At 41.1% G+C, this 20,588-nt stretch carries 14 protein-coding genes; 7 read left to right on the top strand and 7 right to left on the bottom strand.

All coding sequences use genetic code 11. From position 1 onward, the window contains the following. The first annotated feature begins 36 nt into the window (after positions 1 to 36). Genes W03_RS05575 through W03_RS05565 form a run of 3 tightly spaced genes read left to right on the top strand, consistent with a single transcriptional unit; the run spans position 37 to position 2,650 of the window. Entirely contained in the window at positions 37 to 1,011 is a 975-nt protein-coding gene (locus W03_RS05575; protein ID WP_244072033.1) for a metal ABC transporter substrate-binding protein, read from the top strand. After that, positions 989 to 1,801 carry a metal ABC transporter ATP-binding protein gene (locus tag W03_RS05570; protein ID WP_244072032.1) on the top strand — a complete coding sequence of 271 codons (813 nt, stop codon included), beginning with the start codon at positions 989 to 991 and terminating at the stop codon, positions 1,799 to 1,801. The genes W03_RS05575 and W03_RS05570 overlap by 23 nt, the downstream gene beginning before the upstream one ends. Before the next feature lie 3 nt (positions 1,802 to 1,804). Next, the gene (locus tag W03_RS05565; protein ID WP_244072031.1) at positions 1,805 to 2,650 is read left to right on the top strand and encodes a metal ABC transporter permease; all 846 of its coding nucleotides are present in this window, start codon (positions 1,805 to 1,807) and stop codon (positions 2,648 to 2,650) included. Positions 2,651 to 2,693: 43 nt separating this feature from the next. Here the strand turns inward: W03_RS05565 and phoR are convergent, their stop codons facing one another. Further along, positions 2,694 to 3,995 carry a phosphate regulon sensor histidine kinase PhoR gene (gene phoR / locus W03_RS05560; protein ID WP_244072030.1) on the bottom strand — a complete coding sequence of 434 codons (1,302 nt, stop codon included), beginning with the start codon at positions 3,993 to 3,995 and terminating at the stop codon, positions 2,694 to 2,696. A gap of 820 nt (positions 3,996 to 4,815) precedes the next feature. Here phoR and W03_RS05555 point away from each other — a divergent pair. From W03_RS05555 to W03_RS05540, 4 genes are all read left to right on the top strand, one after another. Beyond that, on the top strand, positions 4,816 to 7,992 hold the full coding sequence (locus W03_RS05555) for a glycosyltransferase (protein WP_244072029.1): 3,177 nt from the start codon (positions 4,816 to 4,818) through the stop codon (positions 7,990 to 7,992). 515 nt (positions 7,993 to 8,507) lie between these two features. Continuing rightward, positions 8,508 to 8,948: a hypothetical protein gene (locus W03_RS05550; protein WP_244072028.1), complete on the top strand. Its 441-nt coding sequence runs from the start codon at positions 8,508 to 8,510 to the stop codon at positions 8,946 to 8,948. A gap of 536 nt (positions 8,949 to 9,484) precedes the next feature. After that, positions 9,485 to 11,017 carry an MATE family efflux transporter gene (locus W03_RS05545; RefSeq protein ID WP_244072027.1) on the top strand — a complete coding sequence of 511 codons (1,533 nt, stop codon included), beginning with the start codon at positions 9,485 to 9,487 and terminating at the stop codon, positions 11,015 to 11,017. A gap of 149 nt (positions 11,018 to 11,166) precedes the next feature. Further along, positions 11,167 to 12,177: a polysaccharide pyruvyl transferase family protein gene (locus W03_RS05540; RefSeq protein WP_244072026.1), complete on the top strand. Its 1,011-nt coding sequence runs from the start codon at positions 11,167 to 11,169 to the stop codon at positions 12,175 to 12,177. Positions 12,178 to 12,215: 38 nt separating this feature from the next. On the opposite strand, the gene W03_RS05535 is transcribed toward W03_RS05540, so the two are convergent. The 6 genes from W03_RS05535 to purB all read right to left on the bottom strand — a co-directional run bounded on the left by W03_RS05535 (position 12,216) and on the right by purB (position 20,550). Continuing rightward, positions 12,216 to 13,829: an IS5 family transposase gene (locus W03_RS05535; RefSeq protein ID WP_244072025.1), complete on the bottom strand. Its 1,614-nt coding sequence runs from the start codon at positions 13,827 to 13,829 to the stop codon at positions 12,216 to 12,218. Between the two features lie 309 nt (positions 13,830 to 14,138). Next, a complete protein-coding gene (locus W03_RS05530) occupies positions 14,139 to 15,149 on the bottom strand; it encodes a nitroreductase family protein (protein WP_244072024.1) in 1,011 nt (336 codons plus the stop codon). A gap of 40 nt (positions 15,150 to 15,189) precedes the next feature. Then, the gene (gene dnaJ, locus W03_RS05525) at positions 15,190 to 16,296 is read right to left on the bottom strand and encodes a molecular chaperone DnaJ (protein WP_244072023.1); all 1,107 of its coding nucleotides are present in this window, start codon (positions 16,294 to 16,296) and stop codon (positions 15,190 to 15,192) included. Between the two features lie 160 nt (positions 16,297 to 16,456). Further along, positions 16,457 to 18,394 (bottom strand): molecular chaperone DnaK, encoded by a 1,938-nt coding sequence (gene dnaK, locus W03_RS05520; protein ID WP_244072022.1) that lies wholly within the window; start codon positions 18,392 to 18,394, stop codon positions 16,457 to 16,459. A 63-nt stretch (positions 18,395 to 18,457) separates the two neighbouring features. Then, on the bottom strand, positions 18,458 to 19,051 hold the full coding sequence (gene grpE / locus W03_RS05515) for a nucleotide exchange factor GrpE (RefSeq protein WP_244072021.1): 594 nt from the start codon (positions 19,049 to 19,051) through the stop codon (positions 18,458 to 18,460). 122 nt (positions 19,052 to 19,173) lie between these two features. Beyond that, complete coding sequence (purB, locus tag W03_RS05510; protein WP_244072020.1) at positions 19,174 to 20,550, bottom strand: adenylosuccinate lyase; 1,377 nt, start codon at positions 20,548 to 20,550, stop codon at positions 19,174 to 19,176. Positions 20,551 to 20,588 lie beyond the last annotated feature (38 nt).

The raw sequence follows: 20,588 nt of genomic DNA, 5'->3' as shown, positions 1-20,588 counted from the left end.
TATATATAAATGTCTTGGCAAAAAAAATAAAAAACTATGAGAATTCACAGTCGTTACCTATTGTTCTTTTTTTTCATAACGATATTTATTTCTCTGGGGCTAGGAAAGCGGATTTTTGCTTCGGAGCATCCTAAGAAATTCACAATCGTTACAACCGTTGCACCCATCACGAACATGGTACGAAACATTGGGGGTGGTTATGTAAATGTCATTGGCGTAGTTCCGGATGGCGTTGACTCGCATACTTTTGAGCCCATTCCGTCCGATATCAAAACACTGCAAGCGGCCGACTTGATCATCGCAAATGGCCTTGACCTTGAGTTACCGACTTTGAAATTAGCTGAGAAAGTGAAAAAACCCGGAACACGTATTGTGCAATTGGGCAATCGCACACTGAAAGAGGAAGATTGGCAATATGATTTCAGTTTCCCACGTGAACATGGACACCCCAATCCACATCTGTGGTTAAACATCCAATTGGTGATGCAATATGCCGAAATCATCCGAGACAGTTTGAGCGAGTTGGATTCCAGGCATCGAGAATATTATTTTTTAAATACCGAAACCTACCTCACTAAACTCACAAAATTAGACCAGGCCATTTTTGCTTGTGTTAAAACAATTCCTGAAAAGAATCGTAAGCTGGTAACTTACCATGACTCATTTGCCTATTTTGCACCGCGCTATGGCATGACCGTCATTGCAGCTATCCAACCGTCAGATTTCTCCGAACCTGCACCGCAAGAGGTAATAAATGTCATCAAACAGATCAAGCAAGCCGGTGTACCCGCTATTTTTGGTTCGGATGTTTTTCCCAGCAAAATCATGAAACAAATCGCACGCGAAGCCAATGTGCAATTTATCGACCAGCTTTCAGACGATGAATTGCCAGCGCCTCCGAACGATTCTTTCATCGGCATGATGGTAAATAATATGACGGTCATGACACAAGCGCTGGGTGGAGACGCAACTTGTACAGCAAACATTGATGCAAGCAATAATCGATTCTGACACACCGTTACACTCAGCCATTAGCCTCTGCAATATCACTGCAGGTTATGAGCATCAGTTATTCCAGAATCTTTCATTAGAAATTCCGCATGGATTATTTGCCGGTATTGTAGGCCCGACCGCTTGCGGTAAAACCACGCTGCTTAAGATCCTGATGGGTATGCACCCGGTAACTTGCGGTAAAGCCAGGCTGAATGGTCATGCCGTTGAAAAAATTAAACCGGGTATCATTGGATATGTACCACAACTGGGTAGTGTCGATTGGAATTTTCCTGTCACAGTTGAAGAGGTCATTGCCATGGGGCTTTATACCAGTGGTCGTATTTTGCCTTGGTTGACAAAACATGAGCGTCAACAAATTTATGATCTGGCCGAGCGCTTGAACATCAATGGTTGCTTAAAAAAGCACATTCTCGCGATCTCCGGTGGCCAGCGTCAACGCACTTTCTTGGCGCGCGCCTTGATCAGCAATCCGAAGATTCTGATTCTTGATGAACCCACTTCCGGCGTCGATATCAAAACACAGCATGAAATATTACACCTATTAGGCAGTTTGAATTGCGAAGGCATTACCATATTATTGACTACGCACGATCTGAATGCCGTAGCCTCGCATCTGCCTTGGGTGATTTGTTTTAATAAAGGTGTCATCGCACAAGGCCGCCCACACGATATATTCATCAATGAAATTCTCACCAAAACATATGGTGGCGATATCGTCATTGTAAAACATGAAGGGCACTTGCTAATTGCGCATACCACCCCTTTGCAGTTTATGGATCAGTCGTAATTAATGGAATTTTTGTTTGAACCACTGCAATATGATTTTTTTCTTCGTGGTCTGTTAGCCGCCAGTTTGGTTGGTGCAACCGGTGGATTAATTGGCGTATACGTAGTATTACGAGGGATGAGCTACGTGGGTCATGGGCTATCGCATGCCGCAATTGGTGGAGCGATTGTAGGATTCACTCTGAATATGAATTTTTATGTGGGTGCATGCGCCATGGGATTAGCCGCCGCACTGATCATTAATAAAATTACTCAGAACAACAAAATCAAACTCGATGCAGCCATCGGTATTGTTACAACAGCAATGTTTGCATTAGGTGTTGCCATCGTAAGTAAATTGCGCAATTTCAAGCAAAATTTTGAAGCGGCCTTGTTCGGTAATATTTTAGGAATCAATGACGATGATCTGCTCATCATCGGCATCGTCACCGTTGTCACCTTTATCACTCTATTTTTTTCCTACCGTGCCCTACTCTTCTCAACATTTGATCAAGAGGTAGCGCACGTATCGGGTATTAAAACCGCATCGGTGCAACTGCTATTTTCAATCATACTTACCCTTGCTGTCATCGCTTCACTCAATGTGACCGGTGTTACGATGGTCGCCGCAACGCTGATTGCACCCGCTATTACTGCGCGAATTTTAACCGATAGTTTTAGCAAAATGATGATTTACTCCACACTGATCGGCACCTTTTCAGGCATTATCGGAATGTATCTAAGTTATATTTTTAATGTCGCTTCGGGTACTACTATCGTATTATTCAGCACACTATTGTTTGGTTTGTCGTTATTGGCTAAATCGTTACAAAGAATTATAAAAACAACACCCGAAAAAGTTGAATCGTAACTCTAGTAAATGCATTGAGAAATATTTATTAGAATACTTTTGCTTATGCAACCAGTCGTTTGGCTGGAAAAACAATTGTAAAGCGACTTCCCTTACCGATCTCACTCGTGATTTGCAAACCTCCATCATGCCGATTCACGACGTGTTTAACAATCGCTAGTCCGAGTCCTGTTCCTCCAGTTTCTCGCGAACGACTGGTGTCAATCCGATAAAAACGCTCAGTCAATCGAGGAATATGCTGAGCTTCAATACCGATACCGCTATCCTGTACATAAAATATACCTTGACCATCCTTTTCTTGCCAATGAATACTGATCTCACCGCCCTCTGGGGTATAACGCACTGCATTATTGATCAAATTACTAAACGCACTACGCAATTCAGTTTGACTACCCAGTAGTTGGCTATGTGTTGCGATATTCAATCTAATCGAATGCTTTTCGGTGTCGAGCGATTCTACATCGCGCAGAATTTCATTGAGCAAATCAGCCACATTAATGATCGTTTCATTGATTTTATTTTGCTCATTTTCCAAGCGCGACAAGATCAAAAGATCTTCTACCAGAGATTGCATGCGAATTGCTTGTTCCGACATCAACGTTAAAGCCCTTTTATCAAAATCCGGTGTGGTTTCCTCATGCGTTAGCGTATCAAGAAAACCATTAATCACCGTAAGTGGTGTGCGTAATTCATGTGAAACATTGGCGATAAAATCTTGACGCATTGTTTCAAGCTTCTCAAATCGGGTAATGTCTCGGCTAATAAGCAATTTTTGGTTGAAGCCATAGGGTACGAATTGCAAGGAAAAAACGCTTTTATGCCGTCGGCGCGTTTGATTCAAAACTAACGGCTTGGTGAAATTACGTACCGACAAATACTCGACGAACGGAACTTGTCGCACTAAATGCGTAATTTGTTGCCCTGAATCGAGCACCGAACTTATTCCTAGATGATCCTCAGCAACCGGATTACACCATTCAATCCGATCGTTTTCAGTCAATAACACAATGCCATCCGGCATAGCAGCAGTTACATTACGCATACGCTCTAGCGCCATGCTCAGCAATTCTTGGCTCTGGCTATGCTGGCGTACGTAACGGGCTAAATATGCAAATACATCATCCCATTCACCACTACCGGCTGGAATATTGGCAGAAAGCTGCTCAGGTAATAACAACCAGCGCTCTAGCGCAACCAGATGCGAAACATGGTGTAACGCGATCCAGAATAGTGTCGCACTAAACAGTAACAAGGCAAATGTCACGCCGAAAGCCATCCAAAAAAATCCACTAAAAATCAGCGTAATTAGAATAATATAAATGAAACGCTTCCAAATATTGGACACAGAAAAATCCTAAAAAATTGACTGGTTGTTTCCAGGTAACAGTAGGCATCTTGCAATTTTTCTCAAGGTTACGCAAGATCATGATCACAACTTATGAATTATCATCCTGGCGTAGGGAAATTAATAGTGTGAACGATATTGATCAACACCTTTCAAAGTGAATAATTTGTCTGTTACTGTATGTCGTCAAAGCAATATGGACCGATAGGCGCCTGGATTAAGAAATGGTTTAGTTTACCGGGATTGTTATTAATTGACCTATCGGCAAAAATATCTGGCGCCGTAAAGCTAAGGTTCGTTGTTTTATTTTTTCATGCTCATCCAGAATAGATTACCCTCGACTATAAAAGACATCAGCCGATGTTAGATTATTCAATGACTCATGTGGTGATTGCAGTAATCGATGAACTGTCGGATACGATCTTCCAATCCACCGGAAAAGTAGTAATTTTCCAGCAGGACTTGGTTTGAATCGCCTTGGATTTTCTGGTGATAAAAGGATTTGAGGAAAGGAGAAGATGAAGAATCAAATCAGTATTGAATCGCCCCGGGGCGATTCAGATTGCTCCCTAAATTCCTGACTATACTGTGTATGCGGCAATTCCATTCCTATCTCCTCATTGCATTCCCTCATTTTATGAAACTTCAGACTTCATGAAAATTAGCATACCGCAATTTTGTCTAACTCATGCTGACGCGATACAATCAAGATACCGCATATTGCAAAAAATGTTAAACTTGCATTTCTGTCTCGAAAGCCTTTTAAAGAAATAATCTCACAACCTCCCAAACTGTTCCTCATTGATCCCCGAATTCAAAAATGTCTGAAGAGAAAAATGTTACTTTTCCCTTGGTGAGCGTTATTATTCGCAGCATGGATCGCTCGACACTGGTCGATGCACTTAATTCCGTAGCTTCGCAGACTTATCCGAACATTGAAATCATCATCATCAATGCCAAAGGTGCAAATCACCGAGAAATGGGTGAGTGGTACGGATGTTTTCCAATACGGATGATCGGAAGCGACGAACAATTGAATCGTAGCCGAGCAGCGAATGTCGGTCTGAACCAAGCTGCTGGAAAATATCTAATTTTTCTCGACGATGATGATTGGTTTTATTCTGAGCATATCGCCGGTTTAGTAAATACCTTACAAAGCCAAAATAACGCCCGCTGCGCTTATGCTGGCGTACGCGTTGAACATTACAGGGGAGGTGTATTAGAAACAACAGATTTGCTGAATCAACCCTTTCACTGGCAAAGACTATGGGGAAGAAATTATCTACCGATCCATGCGACATTATTTGAAAGATCTCTGCTTGACGATGGTTGTAGATTTGATGAAACGCTGGAGGTATACGAAGATTGGGATTTCTGGGTGCAGATGACGCAATACACGGACTTTATTCACGTTGACCAGATTACCGCTTGTTATCGGAATTACGGTCATTCCGGTTTTGGATTGGAAACTGACAAGAGCTTTATCCGCAAAGCAAAAGGCGCTTATTTTGATAAGTGGAAATCTATTTGGCCTGGTGAAAAAATCAACGAACTCATTGAATACAGAGAAGCATTGCTGGAGCAATTACACAACCAACTCCATGAACAGCAGGCCGAATGTAATGAATACAAACAAGAAGTGGCAGAACACAAGCAAGCGATAACGGAGTACAAGCAAGAAATAACGCAATACAAGCGAGAGATAGCAGAGCACAAGCAGGCGATAACAGAGTACACGCGAGAAGTAGCGAAACACAAACAGGATATCAACGCGCTTTATAATTCAAATTCATGGAAGATTACTGCGCCTTATCGTCGAATAGGTTTGCAAGCGCGGCGCATCTCATATGTTTTGGCACTCAGCTCAAGTTTTATTCGGGAACATGGTGGCGGTTGGCAAGGTGGGAGGCGCTTGATACTCAAGATGTGCCAGAAATTACTGGAGGAAGGCCCCCAAGGAGTGCGCAATAGTTTGAGAATGTATGCATCGTGTCGCCAGCCACCCAGAGAAATAAGCAGATTTACGAACACTACGATATCCCGCCCTGATCTCGTGCCTCATACAGTGGCTGTTGATATTATCATCTGTGTTCACAATGCTTTGGAAGACGTCAAAAAATGCCTGGCGTCGGTGATACGCCACACATGTCCTCCCTATGAATTAATTTTAGTCGATGATGGCAGTGACATAGAGACCCGTGATTACCTTAAGAATTTTGCAAAAGATAACAACGCTCAATTGATCAGGAATGAATCGGCTCGTGGCTACACGCTGGCTGCAAATCAAGGAATTGGAGCTTCACGGTCTCCCTATGTAGTCTTACTCAATAGTGACACGGTAGTAAGTGCTGAGTGGCTCGATCGTATGATTTCCTGCGCCGAATCCGATTCTAGTCTGGGCATAATTGGCCCATTGAGTAACACCGCTTCCTGGCAGTCTATTCCGGATATCGAACAAAATGGTGATTGGTCAAGCAATCCTTTACCAGCTGAAATGACCGTGGAAGAAATGGCACAGCAAGTAGCTATTTATTCCGGGCAACTGTATCCGCGTATCCCCTTCCTAAACGGTTTTTGCCTATTGATTAAACGGGCTTTAATTGACGAAATCGGTAAACTTGACGAACAGAATTTTGCTCAAGGCTATGGTGAAGAAAACGATTATTGCTTGCGCTCAAGACAGGCGGGATGGTCACTGGCGATAGCCGATGATGTCTATATTTATCATGCTCAATCCAAGAGTTATTCAACAGAGCGTCGCCGTCTGTTATGCGAACATGCCGGACAAGTTTTAGCCAAAAAGCATGGGCAATCTTTGATAGACGAAGGTGTGTATTTTTGCCGGTACAATCGCGTATTGGAAGGCATACGCGCTCACGCGAAGCGATTGTTTGAACGCCACGAATTCATCAAAAAGGCAAAGGCCCAATGGAAAGGCAAGAAGATAATCTTTATATTGCCGACAAGAGAAGCCGGGGGAGGTGCAAACGTTCTGATCAGTGAAGCTCAGGCTCTCATAAAGATGGGTATAGATACCTGGTTATTGAATTTCTCTTATTTGCAAGTAGATTTTGAAAATAGTTATCCTGAACTTGATATCCCTACCGTCTATGCGCCAAATGAAGAGTCAATACCTAAGCTTTGCGAGGATTTCGATGCCGTTATCGCCACCTTCAACACTTCTGTCGCCTGGATCGCACCATTAGCAAAAAATACGCATTCAAGGCCGATTTTGGGCTATTACATACAAGATTTCGAGCCTTATTTTTATAAAGAAGGGACAGCTGAGTACAAAAAGGCATTAGCTTCTTATACATTGATTCCGGATTTAATCTGCGTCACAAAAACAAACTGGAACCGCCAGAAAGTTTCAGAAGAAACTAAAGTTGACTGTACTGTACTCGGCCCGAGTATTGATATAGATTTATTTAGACCGAGGCTACGCAAAGATCCTTCCTGGCCCGAGCGACCCTTACGTATCGCCGCAATGATCAGATCTTCCTCGCCGCGCCGAGGCCCATACCTGACAATGAAAGTACTAAAAATCATTGAGCAAAAATACGGAAAACAAATTGAAATTTTTTTATTCGGCGAAGAAAGCGATACACCTGGATTTCTTGCCTTACCACGAGACTTTGCTTGGAACAATCTGGGCAAGCAAACGCCCGAACAAGTCGCCTTATTACTGAACGAAGTTGATATTTTCGTCGATTTTTCAGATTACCAAGCGATGGGACTCACCGCAATGGAAGCGATGGCTTGCGGTGTAGCGGTGATTTTACCTGAGAACGGTGGTGCAAGCAGTTTTGCTTCTCATGAAAAAAATGCACTACTTGTTGATACAAAAGATCCAAGCGCATGCTGTCACGCACTTGATCGACTGGTGTCTGATAACGAGCTACGCATACAATTACAGCGACAGGCATTGTCGGATATCACGCATTACTTTCCCGAAGTACCAGCCTTCAAGCTCCTTGAAGCTTTATTTCAAGCCTAGTGAATTAGCACAAGAATATTTTTACGTATCGAGATCTTTGCAAAACTATCCACTTCTGCTGCAGATTCTTAAAAATCCAATGCAATGTTGAAATTCTGGGAAATTTTGGTAACTCTTTTGCAAAGACCGAGAGATAAAGACATTATTACGCCATGTCTGTCAATCAACATACCTCCAATCACACTAAATTGCCTCGAAGCTTCCGGCCTTCATCGATAGGTGTATAGGTGATACACACTATCCACATTGTTCTCGTCACCACGTTTGCCAGCATAAATCTATCGTTTAGTGCCCTATAGGGTAAAGACAGTCGTTTTATTGCCTCTATCAGGGTGAATTCGCTTTCTTTCACTCGGACCATCAGCTTACGTTGTTCCGAACAAAAATATCCCATCGCTCACAGCAGTGGGGCTCTTATTAAATGATGCAGTGCGACATTTTGTCGCATTGATTTTAGTTTAACTGCATTATAATATTAAATATGATAGAGTTTTTTAGAATAAGCAGTAGGTTAGATGATATCGAAAATTATAGTATTCCTGTACTTATGTATCACAATAGCTTTTCCCAACCCCGCTTTCGCTTTTACTAGTACTGATAAATTTAATCCATTACATCACGCTGTGTGTATTGATCCGATCTCCACAGTCAGTGCCGAGTGGGGCATTTTTGATTTAATGCCTGCTCCTCCATTAAATATCCATAACCAAAACCAAGAATGGCTAATTAAAAAGCAATGTTATTACAACCGCAGATTGACCGATGCTTTCTTAGCAAATTTTCCAACACATTTATTTACTGTAGAAAATCTTAAACCACCATTAATTGATCATTATACAATTCCAAAATCTCCGTCAAATCCATCATTAACGCCACAGCCGGATAGCCTTACAGTACTGTTCATATTTTTATGGTTGATTGGGCTTTCTGCTTTACGCACAAAATCTAAATTTTAGTCAAATTCATAAGAGATTGTTACTCGGCAATCTCTTATCATTATCTTTCACTGTAATATCACCCAAGTCGTCTCATTCGATTAAGCAAAATAAACCCCATTAATATTCAATTCTCTTTTAAGAGTTATAACTGATCTGATATTTAAGAAATTGAGAGCCAGCAGTGAATTTAGTTGATTAGTTTTTGCTAGGCAATATAACTGATGTCAAATGTGGCTAAACAAAGACCAGTGAATTCAAAGCGAGGATATGAGACTTCGTTGCTCTAGTCAATGAAGCAGTGACAATAAATCAAAATATGATTTGATGAAGTCTTGAGCATCATATTTGACAATAATTCACTTTTCCTGACTAATAGGCAAGATTTTACAAACCTAATGAAAATATACTATTAAAACTGTACTAATATTCGTCACACATTTAAGAACCTTTATCCTATTACATTTATACTAAATAAATAGGATAAATATACGACCAGAGAAATCATTCTAGTAATATATGCACGCAAAATAAACGATAGGTAGCGAAAAACATCGATGACACGAAAAGAAAACAATAAACGAATTGCTAAGAATACACTACTACTTTATTTCCGAATGTTACTAACCATAACTATTAGTCTTTATACCAGCCGCGTAGTGTTAAGTACCTTGGGTGTCGAAGATTTTGGAATTTATCATGTGGTCGGTGGAGTCGTTGCAATGTTTTCTCTTCTTTCTGGCTCACTCTCAGCTGCGGTCGGTCGCTTTCTTACTTTTGAACTGGGAAAAGAAAATTTTGAACGATTAAAATTAATCTTCTCGACCTCAATTATAATTCATATCGGTATGGCATTTATCATATGGATCCTGGCAGAACTGATCGGCGTATGGTTCTTAAATACCCGAATGAATATTCCTTCTGATCGAATGATTGCCGCTAATTGGGTACTGCAATCTGCGATCATTGTTTTCATAATCAATTTAGTCAGCGTGCCCTATAACGCCGCCATCATTGCTCATGAGCGCATGAAGTTTTTTGCTTATGTCAGCATCATCGAAGTCAGTTTAAAGCTTCTAGGTGTTTTCTTACTCGTTATCTTTCCTTACGACAAATTGTCGGTATATGCCGTACTGATGCTTATGGTATCTCTGATTATCAGATTGATTTATACCGTTTACTGCAAAAAACATTTCGCTGAGTGCCGCTATGAATTGGTTTTTGATAAGACACTATTGAAAGAGATGAGTAGTTTTACAGGATGGAATATGATCGGCTCGGGATCTACGGTACTTATGAATCAGGGCATCAATATACTATTGAATATATTTAGTGGGCTTGCAGTCAATGCCGCTCGCGGTATCGCATCCCAGGTTAACTACGCGATTAATAGCTTTGTCACTAACTTTATGACCGCGCTCAATCCACAGATAACCAAAACTTACGCGTCAGGTGACCACGAGTATATGTTCATCCTCATTCAACAAGGTACGCGACTCTCCTTTTATATGCTTTTATTGCTTTGTTTGCCCGTCATTATTGAAACCGAAACCATACTTAATTTCTGGCTTACGACTGTTCCGGAACATACCGTAAATTTCATCCGCCTTATTTTAATTTTCACCATGAGTGAAGTTTTATCAAAAACACTGATCACGGCCATGCTTGCAACTGGGCAAATCAAAAAATATCAAATCCTAGTGGGTGGTCTTCAAATGATGAACTTTCCATTATCCTATCTATTTCTGGAGTACGGATTTTTCCCAGAAATTACACTTATTATTGCGATTATGATTTCGCAGCTCTGTCTTGTTACCAGACTATGGTTACTTAGAGAAATGATAGGAATCTCGATTAAAAACTATCTAACCGTTGTTTATGGTAATGCCTTAATTGTTACACTCCTCGCAATCATACTCCCTTGCGTCATCTACTTCGAAATGGGGAGTGGCATAACACGTTTTTTACTGGTCGGTGCAAGCAGTACCATTTCTACACTAATGGTAATTTTCTTTTTCGGTATGAATAGCCGGGAACGTCAACTTGTTCTTGATAAGCTGCTTATTCTCAGAAATAAAATAAGCCGGTAATCGTCACTGGCAATCTGTTTATTAGCAGCTTCGTTATATCTAGCTTAATCTCGATTCAACTCAATGTAGTAATTGCAATAACATATGATGTCATGAAACTAATCTACCTAAGGTTTAAAAAACATTACCTCCACCATTTGGAATAAGCCATGCACACTAGCCATAATAGAAAACTGAAAATTGGAATACTAACCTTCCATAGGGCGCTAAATAACGGTGCCGTGTTACAATCCTTTGCTTTACAAGAAGCTATCAAAAAATTGGGACACGATGCAGAAATCATTGACTACAGGCAAAATTTCATAGAAAGAAGATATCAATTTTTCAAAATAAATCCAGCTTTCATTACACAACCATTGATTTTTCTTAGGAATCTCATACGTTCCATCAAGCGATTACCTTATACAATCCAAAGAAAAAAACAATTTGAATTATTTGCTCAAGACCACCTACAAGTAAGCCATTCTATTGTAAATGGAAAAGATGAAATACCTCAACAGTATGATATTTATATCATAGGCAGTGATCAGGTTTGGAACAGTAACCTTACTGGGGGAATAGATGAAATTTACTGGGGTGCTTTTTCCATTCCAATAAATTCGAAAAAGATTTCGTATGCCGCCAGTACACCTTATCAAAACTTAGCCTATATTGCAGAAGAACAGCTTGTTCGCTTTATTCATAACTTTGATGATATTTCCGTGCGTGAAAAAATTATCCAGGAGAAATTACAAAAATATACATCTAAGCCTATAAAACTGGTTTTAGATCCAACACTCATTTTACCGAAAGATGTTTGGGAAGAAATAGTTACACCAAAATACAAGAATGAGCGCTATATCGTTATCTATCAAGCGCGGCTCTTTAAAAAGAATCCTAAGTTATTGCAAGAAAAAGCCAGGATCCTGGCAAATAAATTAAACTGCAAAGTTATCGACATCAATAACCCACTCGATAGGCAATGCTACTCACCCTCTGATTTCGTTAGTCTTATCAAATACGCCCAATATGTCATCACATCTTCCTTCCATGGAGCAGCTTTCTCGGTAATTTTTAACACACCTTTTTATTCAATTTGTTATGACGATGGACAAGACGACCGGTATGCGTATTTAGAGCTTACTCAGAAATTCAGCAATCAGATATGCACTGCCAAGTAAGAATTCCGGTTTGAGCTGAATACTCAGAAATTCAGCAATCAGATATGCACTGCCAAGTAAGAATTCCGGTTTGAGCTGAATTGGCAAGCACGGGCAAACCGAATTTCTCTGGGCCTGCACTTTTTTGTCACCCAAAATACTATTCTGACAGCAAGATTTTTTAGATAAATAAAAACCCGCACCAAGATGAGCAGGTTCATAACCAGGAAGATACTATTAATCCATGCGGCAGACGTATCAGCGCGCTTGGCTCGAATATTGTTGAGCCGATAACCATACTTTCCTTGGCCAAACTTTCCTTCAATTGGAATGCGTTCGCGATATTCCTGCCGGCGTTGTGCTTTCAGGCGATTGATCTCATCTTTGTTTTCAGGTGTACTCTTTGGCGGACGTCCCAGTGGTTTTCCTGAGAAGCGGATGTGCTTGCGTTCCAGATAGCTGCGATTATCACGTGAACCATATAGCGTGTCGGCAATGACGACTTCTGGATAATAGCCGTAACGCTTTTTGTAGGCTTCAACTTGCGCTTCAAGATCATGGCCTTCATGTTGCGCATCCCAGTGCAGCTTGTCGACATGCGCCAATCCTTTGTCTGTCAGACTCACGCTTATTTTGGCGCCAAATTCCACTGCCTTGCCTTGCTTTCCCCTGATAATGGGCCGAAGATACGGCTGACTGATACTGACAATGCGATCATCACAGCGTCTGGTGTTGGTTTTGTACATTGCATAATGTTGTTGGTACAGATGGGGTAATACCCAGTAGCGGCGTAACAACCCATTGGGTAACGGTATGGGTGTGCCAAGCGGATATTCCGTCAGCATCGCTTCAATATGATTTAAATTCCGCTGCAGGAATTGCAATTGCTGCCTGATACCGGCACGGCGTTTTCTGTTGGATGGCCGTCTCAGCTTGACCAGGCTGAGATAAGCTTTTCTGGCAATCTCGCGATAAGTGCGCGGCTTCTTTCTCTGTGCCCGGTTACTTTTGGCATGCAGTTCATCAATGATACGCTCACTCAATTCACGCGCTTCGTTCAGCAGTCCAAGATCTGTCGGATAGCGTATGGCCTGTTCTGCAACGGTGGCATCCAGTATTAATTTGCCGTGATTGCGCGGCTGCTCATCTGCCAAAGATTGCTCTGCTTCCATTGCGGTGGCCGCGCCGCTGCTACCTACCTCACCGCTATTTGACACATCATCGTCGTTGTCATCATCACTTGCTTTGACTGACTTCTTTGTCCGCCTAGGTTCAACCGTTTCGATGATCGACTCATGAAATTCATCGAATACCGTCTGACCCATGCGCTTGCGTATCTCAACCAGTAATGATGACGCAAACGGCGCCTTCGCTTGAAAACCTTTCAGGCCAATAAAATATTGCAGGTACGGATTCTCTCGAATCTGTTCAACCGTCTCTTCATCTGAAATCGATAATTTATGTTTAATAATCACCGCTCCAATCACAATCCTGGCATCTTTGGCTGGGCGGCCCAGATTTGAACATAACGTCTTATAGTAGCTCTCGGACAACTCATCCCACGGTAGGCAATCCCTCAGTTTTACCCAGCGATTAGTGGGATCTAGAATCATGCCGGGCGGTGTATCAAATCCTTCGAGGGGCAGTTGCTTTTGGCTGACGTAACGAATCATAGTGCACGGTTTTTGGTGTTAATTCACATATTTATGTGCACTATTCTACCAAAAAACAAAATATTAATAAATTCAATCAGTTAGTTATGATTTTTGAGTAAGCTCTATTTACTGACCAACATTGGATTAGAGAAACAACTGGTTTCACCTGATTTCATACCGGAGAATGCACGCGTTGACTTTAATCGTGCAAACGCCTCTCTAATTCGCTTACAAAACGAATCAATTTCCTTTCTCTCCAGAAACATTAACTCAATTACATTAAATTGAGTTAATGAAGCCCAAGTATTTGGGATTTGATTCAATAATCTAGTCGATTAGATTATTTGTAGCGCTTCGCTCATATCTTCGAGAAACTGCAATCTTAAATTTCTCTGGTGGAATTCCACAAGCAATCATCGCAATAAAATTTTCTGAATCTTTAATGCCACATATGCTTCTTAATAATTCATCCTTATCGGGAGTATGGCTACAATTTAAAATACAGGCCGCTAGCTGATTATAATGAAGTGCATACAGAAGATTCATAGCATACATACCCCCATCAATATATACCTGATACCTCTCAGCAATCCCTCCAAACAATCCCATTTCACCTGTAATTACAATTAGCTTATTCGTCAAATGGCCAAATCCATTATTGCCACCTTGAGCGTCCAATATTCTTTTAATCCTTTCATGGTCACTAAATATGTAAGTTCTCCATGATTGCCTGTTACACGCCGATGGTGTATTTCTTACCAACTCTAATGCCTGCTCGAGTTTTTCAATCGGAATATCTTGTTGAGTGAAATTTCTAATGCTAGATCGCGAGTCAGAGAATAATTGAAAAGAATCAGATGTATGTTTGAAATAATCTTCTCGTGTTACTTCAATTTGCTGGCTTGGCTCTAGCTGATTAGCGAAGTCTACTAAAATATGATTAATATTTTCTGTAATTGACTTATCTAACTTAAAGTTATTACGCTTATGAAAGTCGTCATACTCCAGAATCACTTGCACAGCATGCTTGACTTGATCATCATTTAATCCGTATTTATTTTTATACCTCAAGCATAAATCACATAGCCTGATAATACGCTGCTTACCGAAACCCAAGCGGGTCTCGGGCATAGTGAGTCCCTTTTCGATAACATGGTAGAGTAATATAATTTGTCCAATCAATTTAATGGGGGATAACTCAAATCGATTGCGCCCAAATTTTAAGTATTTTTGATAATCATACCGATAGGCACACTTAAGCTTAATGTTAAGAAATGGGTTTCTTATAAAAGCCCTTAAGTTTTGTGGCACTAATGCTTTTAACTTATTGTAAGGCATTGAGTGATTTACAAAACCTAAATTAATTTCAGAAAAAGCTTTATTCAGAAAAAAACTCGCGAGCCCTATCCATCCAAGATTTGGCACGAGGATTATGGCGTGAACCATTTTCTAGATTGATTGACTCTAATTCTTCTAACAATTCTTTCTGACGTTCCGTCAATTTAACCGGTGTTTCAACGATAACGTGGCACAATAAATCACCTTTTTCGTGACTCCGCACCCCTTTAATGCCTTTTCCACGCAAACGAAAAATCTTTCCCGTTTGTGTTTCTGCGGAAACTTTAATTTTTGCATGCCCTTCTAAGGTAGGCACTTCAATTTCACCACCTAATGCAGCGACACTGAAGCTAATAGGAATTTCACAGTGCAAATGGTCCCCTTCACGACGAAAAACGGAATGCGTCGATAAATTAACCACTACATATAAATCACCTGGAGGTCCACCATTTATACCCGCCTCACCTTCACCGGAAATACGAATACGATCGCCATCATCAACACCAGATGGAATTTTTACGTTCAAAGTTTTATGCTGCTTGATACGTCCAGAACCATGACATGTCGTGCATGGATTAGAAATGACCTTGCCATTACCTTGGCATTTAGGACACGTTTGCTGAATGGAAAAAAATCCTTGCTGCATTCTCACTTGTCCATGGCCATTACAAGTCGAGCAAGTCTTAGGTGACGAACCTGGCTTAGAACCATCTCCGTGACATGTTCCACAAGTCTCCAAAGTAGGAATGCGAATTTTCGTTTCAGCCCCACGTGCCGCTTGTTCTAGGCTAATCTCCATGTTATAGCGCAAATCGGAACCACGATGCATGTTCGAACGACCACCACGAGAGCCAAAAATGTCACCAAAAATATCGCTAAATGCATCAGTAAACCCTTGTGCTCCACTTCTACCCCCAGCACTGTCCAATCCTGCATGACCGAATTGATCATAAGCCGCTCGCTTATTCGCATCGGTCAATACCTCATAAGCTTCCTTGGCTTCTTTAAACCTATCCTCGGATTTGGTATCACCAGCATTACGATCCGGATGATATTTCATTGCCAGTTTACGATAGGCTTTCTTGATTGCTTCTTCATCAGCATTGCGACCAACCCCGAGTACATCGTAATAATCACGCTTAGTCATATTAATTCCAAATCTGTAGATCTCATCCAATAGATTTTAAAATACTCATAAAAACTCATTTAAATGAGTTGCCTCTGTAATATGATAAAAACGCAAACGCGTAAAAGACATCATGTCTTTTACGCACCTGCGTCTTAAAATGAACAACTATAAGTTCAACTTATTTTTTATCTTTAACTTCCTCAAATTCTGCATCAACAACTTCACCTTCAACAGGTTTTTCCTGTTTATTCGAGGATGAAGCACCAGCGCTTGCCTGAGCTTGTGCTTGCTGATCGCCTTCTTTCTGGTACATTTTCTCGGCTAACTTATGAGAAGCTTCAGCCAAGGCCTGCGTTCTAGCATCGATATCTTCTTTTTTATCGGTTTTAAGTATATCCTCCGCTTCTTTTAATGCGGTTTCGATTTTAGATCTTTCTTCATCACCCAATTGCTCTCCATATTCCTTCAGAGACTTTTTAACAGAATGAATCATTGCATCACATTGATTGCGGCTAGAAACCAATTCTAAAAGTTTATGATCTTCCTCAGCATGCGCTTCTGCATCTTTAACCATGCGGTCGATTTCTGCGTCCGATAAACCAGAACTGGCTTGAATTTTGATTTTGTTTTCTTTACCCGTTGCTTTATCTTTTGCCGAAACATGCAGAATACCATTTGCATCAATATCAAATGTCACTTCAATTTGCGGCATGCCTCTCACAGAAGGAGGAATATCGCTTAAATTAAATTGTCCCAGGCTCTTATTACCCGACGCCATTTCGCGCTCACCTTGCAAAACATGAATCGTCACCGCAGTTTGATTATCTTCTGCCGTAGAAAAAACTTGCTGCGCTTTGGTTGGAATCGTAGTGTTTTTCTGAATGAGTTTAGTCATCACACCACCCAGTGTTTCAATACCTAGCGATAGCGGAGTCACATCCAGCAGCAACACATCTTTAACATCACCCTGCAAGACACCACCTTGAATTGCAGCACCCACGGCAACCGCTTCATCAGGATTAACATCTTTACGAGGCTCTTTACCGAAAATCTCTTTTACCTTCTCCTGCACTTTCGGCATGCGTGTTTGTCCGCCAACCAAAATCACATCATCAATATCAGATGCGGTCAAACCTGCATCTTTGATCGCTGTACGGCACGGCCCAACGGTACGGTCAATCAGATCTTCAACAAGGCTCTCCAATTTTGCACGCGTTATTTTCACAGCCAAATGTTTGGGTCCAGATGCATCCGCAGTGATATAAGGCAAATTCACTTCAGTTTGCTGACTGGAAGACAATTCAATTTTTGTTTTTTCTGCAGCATCTTTCAAACGCTGTAGCGCTAACATGTCTTTCTTCAGATCAATGCCAGTTTCTTTCTTGAATTCATCCGCTAAGTATTCGATCACACGCAAATCAAAATCCTCTCCTCCAAGGAAAGTATCTCCATTGGTCGCTAGCACTTCAAACTGATGCTCACCATCAACCTCAGCAATTTCAATAATCGATATATCAAAGGTACCGCCGCCCAAATCATAAACCGCTATTTTCCGATCACCTTCTTTTTTATCCAATCCGAATGCAAGAGCAGCGGCCGTTGGTTCATTAATGATCCGCTTGACCTCCAACCCAGCAATACGACCAGCATCTTTCGTTGCTTGGCGCTGCGAATCATTAAAATAAGCAGGTACCGTAATGACTGCTTCAGTAACTGATTCTCCTAAATAATCCTCTGCGGTTTTCTTCATCTTCATTAACACTTGTGCAGAAACTTCCGGTGGTGCAATTTTCTTACCACGCACTTCTACCCAGGCGTCATTATTATCAGCCTTAACAATAGTATAAGGCACCATCTTGATATCCCGCTGCACCATATCTTCGTCAAAACGACGACCAATAAGGCGTTTTACTGCAAATAATGTATTTTTAGGATTGGTAATAGCCTGTCTCTTGGCTGAGGCGCCAACTAAAATTTCACCATCTTCAGTATAAGCAACTATGGAAGGCGTAGTCCTTGCACCTTCAGAGTTTTCGATAACTTTGGGTTTTCCACTTTCCATTACGGATACACACGAATTCGTTGTACCCAAATCAATACCAATAATTTTTCCCATGTTTAGTCCTTATAAAAATAAATTCACTCAGCTGATGCGTAAATGGAGGCGCTTTTAATAAACTCAAGCTTCTGCTGCTTTGGATACCGACACCAAGGCAGGACGAAGAATACGATCATGTAATTTATAACCCTTCTGCATCACCTGAACCACCGTATTAGGCGGAAGATCCGAATCGATCATACACATCGCCTGATGTTGGTGAGGATCAAATTTTTCTTCTTTGGGGTTAATAATGTGAATACCAAATTTATCAAAAGCAGTATGCAATTGCTTGTGCGTTAGCTCCATTCCATTTTTATAACTTTCAACAGTAGCATTATCGATTGCTAGCGCTGCATCCAAACTATCCATCACATCCAACAAAGCACTGGAAAAGTTTTCTATCGCATATTTATGGGCATTCGCCACATCGCTCTGTGAACGTTTGCGAATATTCTCTATTTCTGCTTTTGCACGTATCCACGCATCATAATTTTCCGATGCTTTCGCTTCAGCTTCTTTCAATAATTGCTCAAGATTAGGTATAGATGTTTTAATTTCCCCAGTTGGAATGGTTGCGTCGTTAGTCATTCCAGGCACTTTCGTTTCATCGATATCAACCTTATGCGATGATTTATTACCATCTATTTTTTCTGAATTTTTTGGACTTTGCATTGGGCCTCCTAATTTCTAGTCTGGGTTATGTTAGGTCGTTCGAATAAATTTCAAGACCTCAGAAAAAATATTTATATTTTCTTAAAAAGTACTGCCCTATTAAATGGTTACCAAGCATTACATCACTTTATTATTTTTTTCGCTAATGCTATCGATTCCCCAAGATAATTTGAGGGCCTCAAGGCAAGCAAGCGAGTTTTTTCAATTTCTGGAATATCTAAGCCAATAATAAATTGCCGCAATGTTTCTTGGGTAATACCTTCTTTACCTCGAGTAAGCGCTTTCAACTGTTCATAAGGATTTGCAATTCGGTAGCGACGCATCACGGTTTGGATGGGTTCAGCGAGAACTTCCCATGCATTATCCAAATCGCTATGTAATTTACTCAAGTTCACATCTAATTTATTTAATCCTTTTAAGCAAGAATCATAGGCCAGTAATGTATGTCCCAGCGCAACACCGATATTTCGTAGCACGGTGGAATCGGTTAAATCCCGCTGCCATCGTGAAATTGGCAATTTCTCACTGAAATGACGCAATAAGGCGTTGGCAATTCCCAAGTTCCCCTCAGCGTTTTCAAAATCTATCGGATTGACTTTATGGGGCATGGTTGAAGAACCTACCTCATCCGCCTTGGTTTTTTGCTTGAAGTAGCCTAACGAAATATAGCCCCAAACATCTCTGCTTAAATCCAGTAATACCGTATTGATTCTTGCATACGCATCAAATAGCTCTGCCACCATATCATGGGGCTCTATTTGTGTCGTATAGGGATTGAATTGCAAACCAAGCCTCTCGACAAACTGCCGTGCAAACGCTTCCCAATCGATATCAGGATAGGCGGAAAGGTGCGCATTGTAGTTACCAACCGCACCGTTGATTTTACCTAATATCATGACTTCAGCCAGCTGCTTTCTCCCACGCTGTAGACGATAAGCCACATTAGCAAGCTCTTTACCCAACGTTGTAGGAGTAGCCGGTTGGCCATGCGTTCGCGCAAGCATTGGAATATCAGCCAATTGATGAGCCAATTCTACTAAGTGAACAATAATGCTATCTAACGCCGGAAGCATCACGCGCTCTCGGCTTAACATGAGCATCAGCGCATAGGCAAGATTATTGATGTCTTCTGATGTACAAGCAAAATGGATGAACTCCATGCTTTGTGCAATTTCATCATTCTTAATCAGTGTTTGTTTTAGCCAATACTCAACGGCCTTAACATCGTGATTGGTTGTTGCTTCAATTGCTTTAACAGCTTCTGCCTCAACAATCGAAAAATTGCTTGTCAATTGATCAAGAAATATATGCGCTTGCGTTGAGAACGGAGAAACTTCTGTAATTTTTGCCTCATGACTTAACGCCTTAAGCCAAGCAATTTCTACTTGGACGCGATAACGTATCAAAGCAAATTCACTGAAGTACTGCCTGAGAGACTCAACTTTATTGGAATAACGACCATCCAAAGGAGATAGCGCGGTAATTGCAGAAAAGCTCATAGCGGTAATATTTAGTTAACGCCGCATATTTTATCACG

Origin of the sequence: Nitrosomonas sp. PY1 (genome assembly GCF_022836435.1) — a bacterium.
Taxonomy (GTDB): Bacteria; Pseudomonadota; Gammaproteobacteria; order Burkholderiales; family Nitrosomonadaceae; genus Nitrosomonas.
The sequence above is the reverse complement of the archived record's forward strand: the minus strand, read 5'-3'. Positions and strand labels throughout refer to the sequence as shown.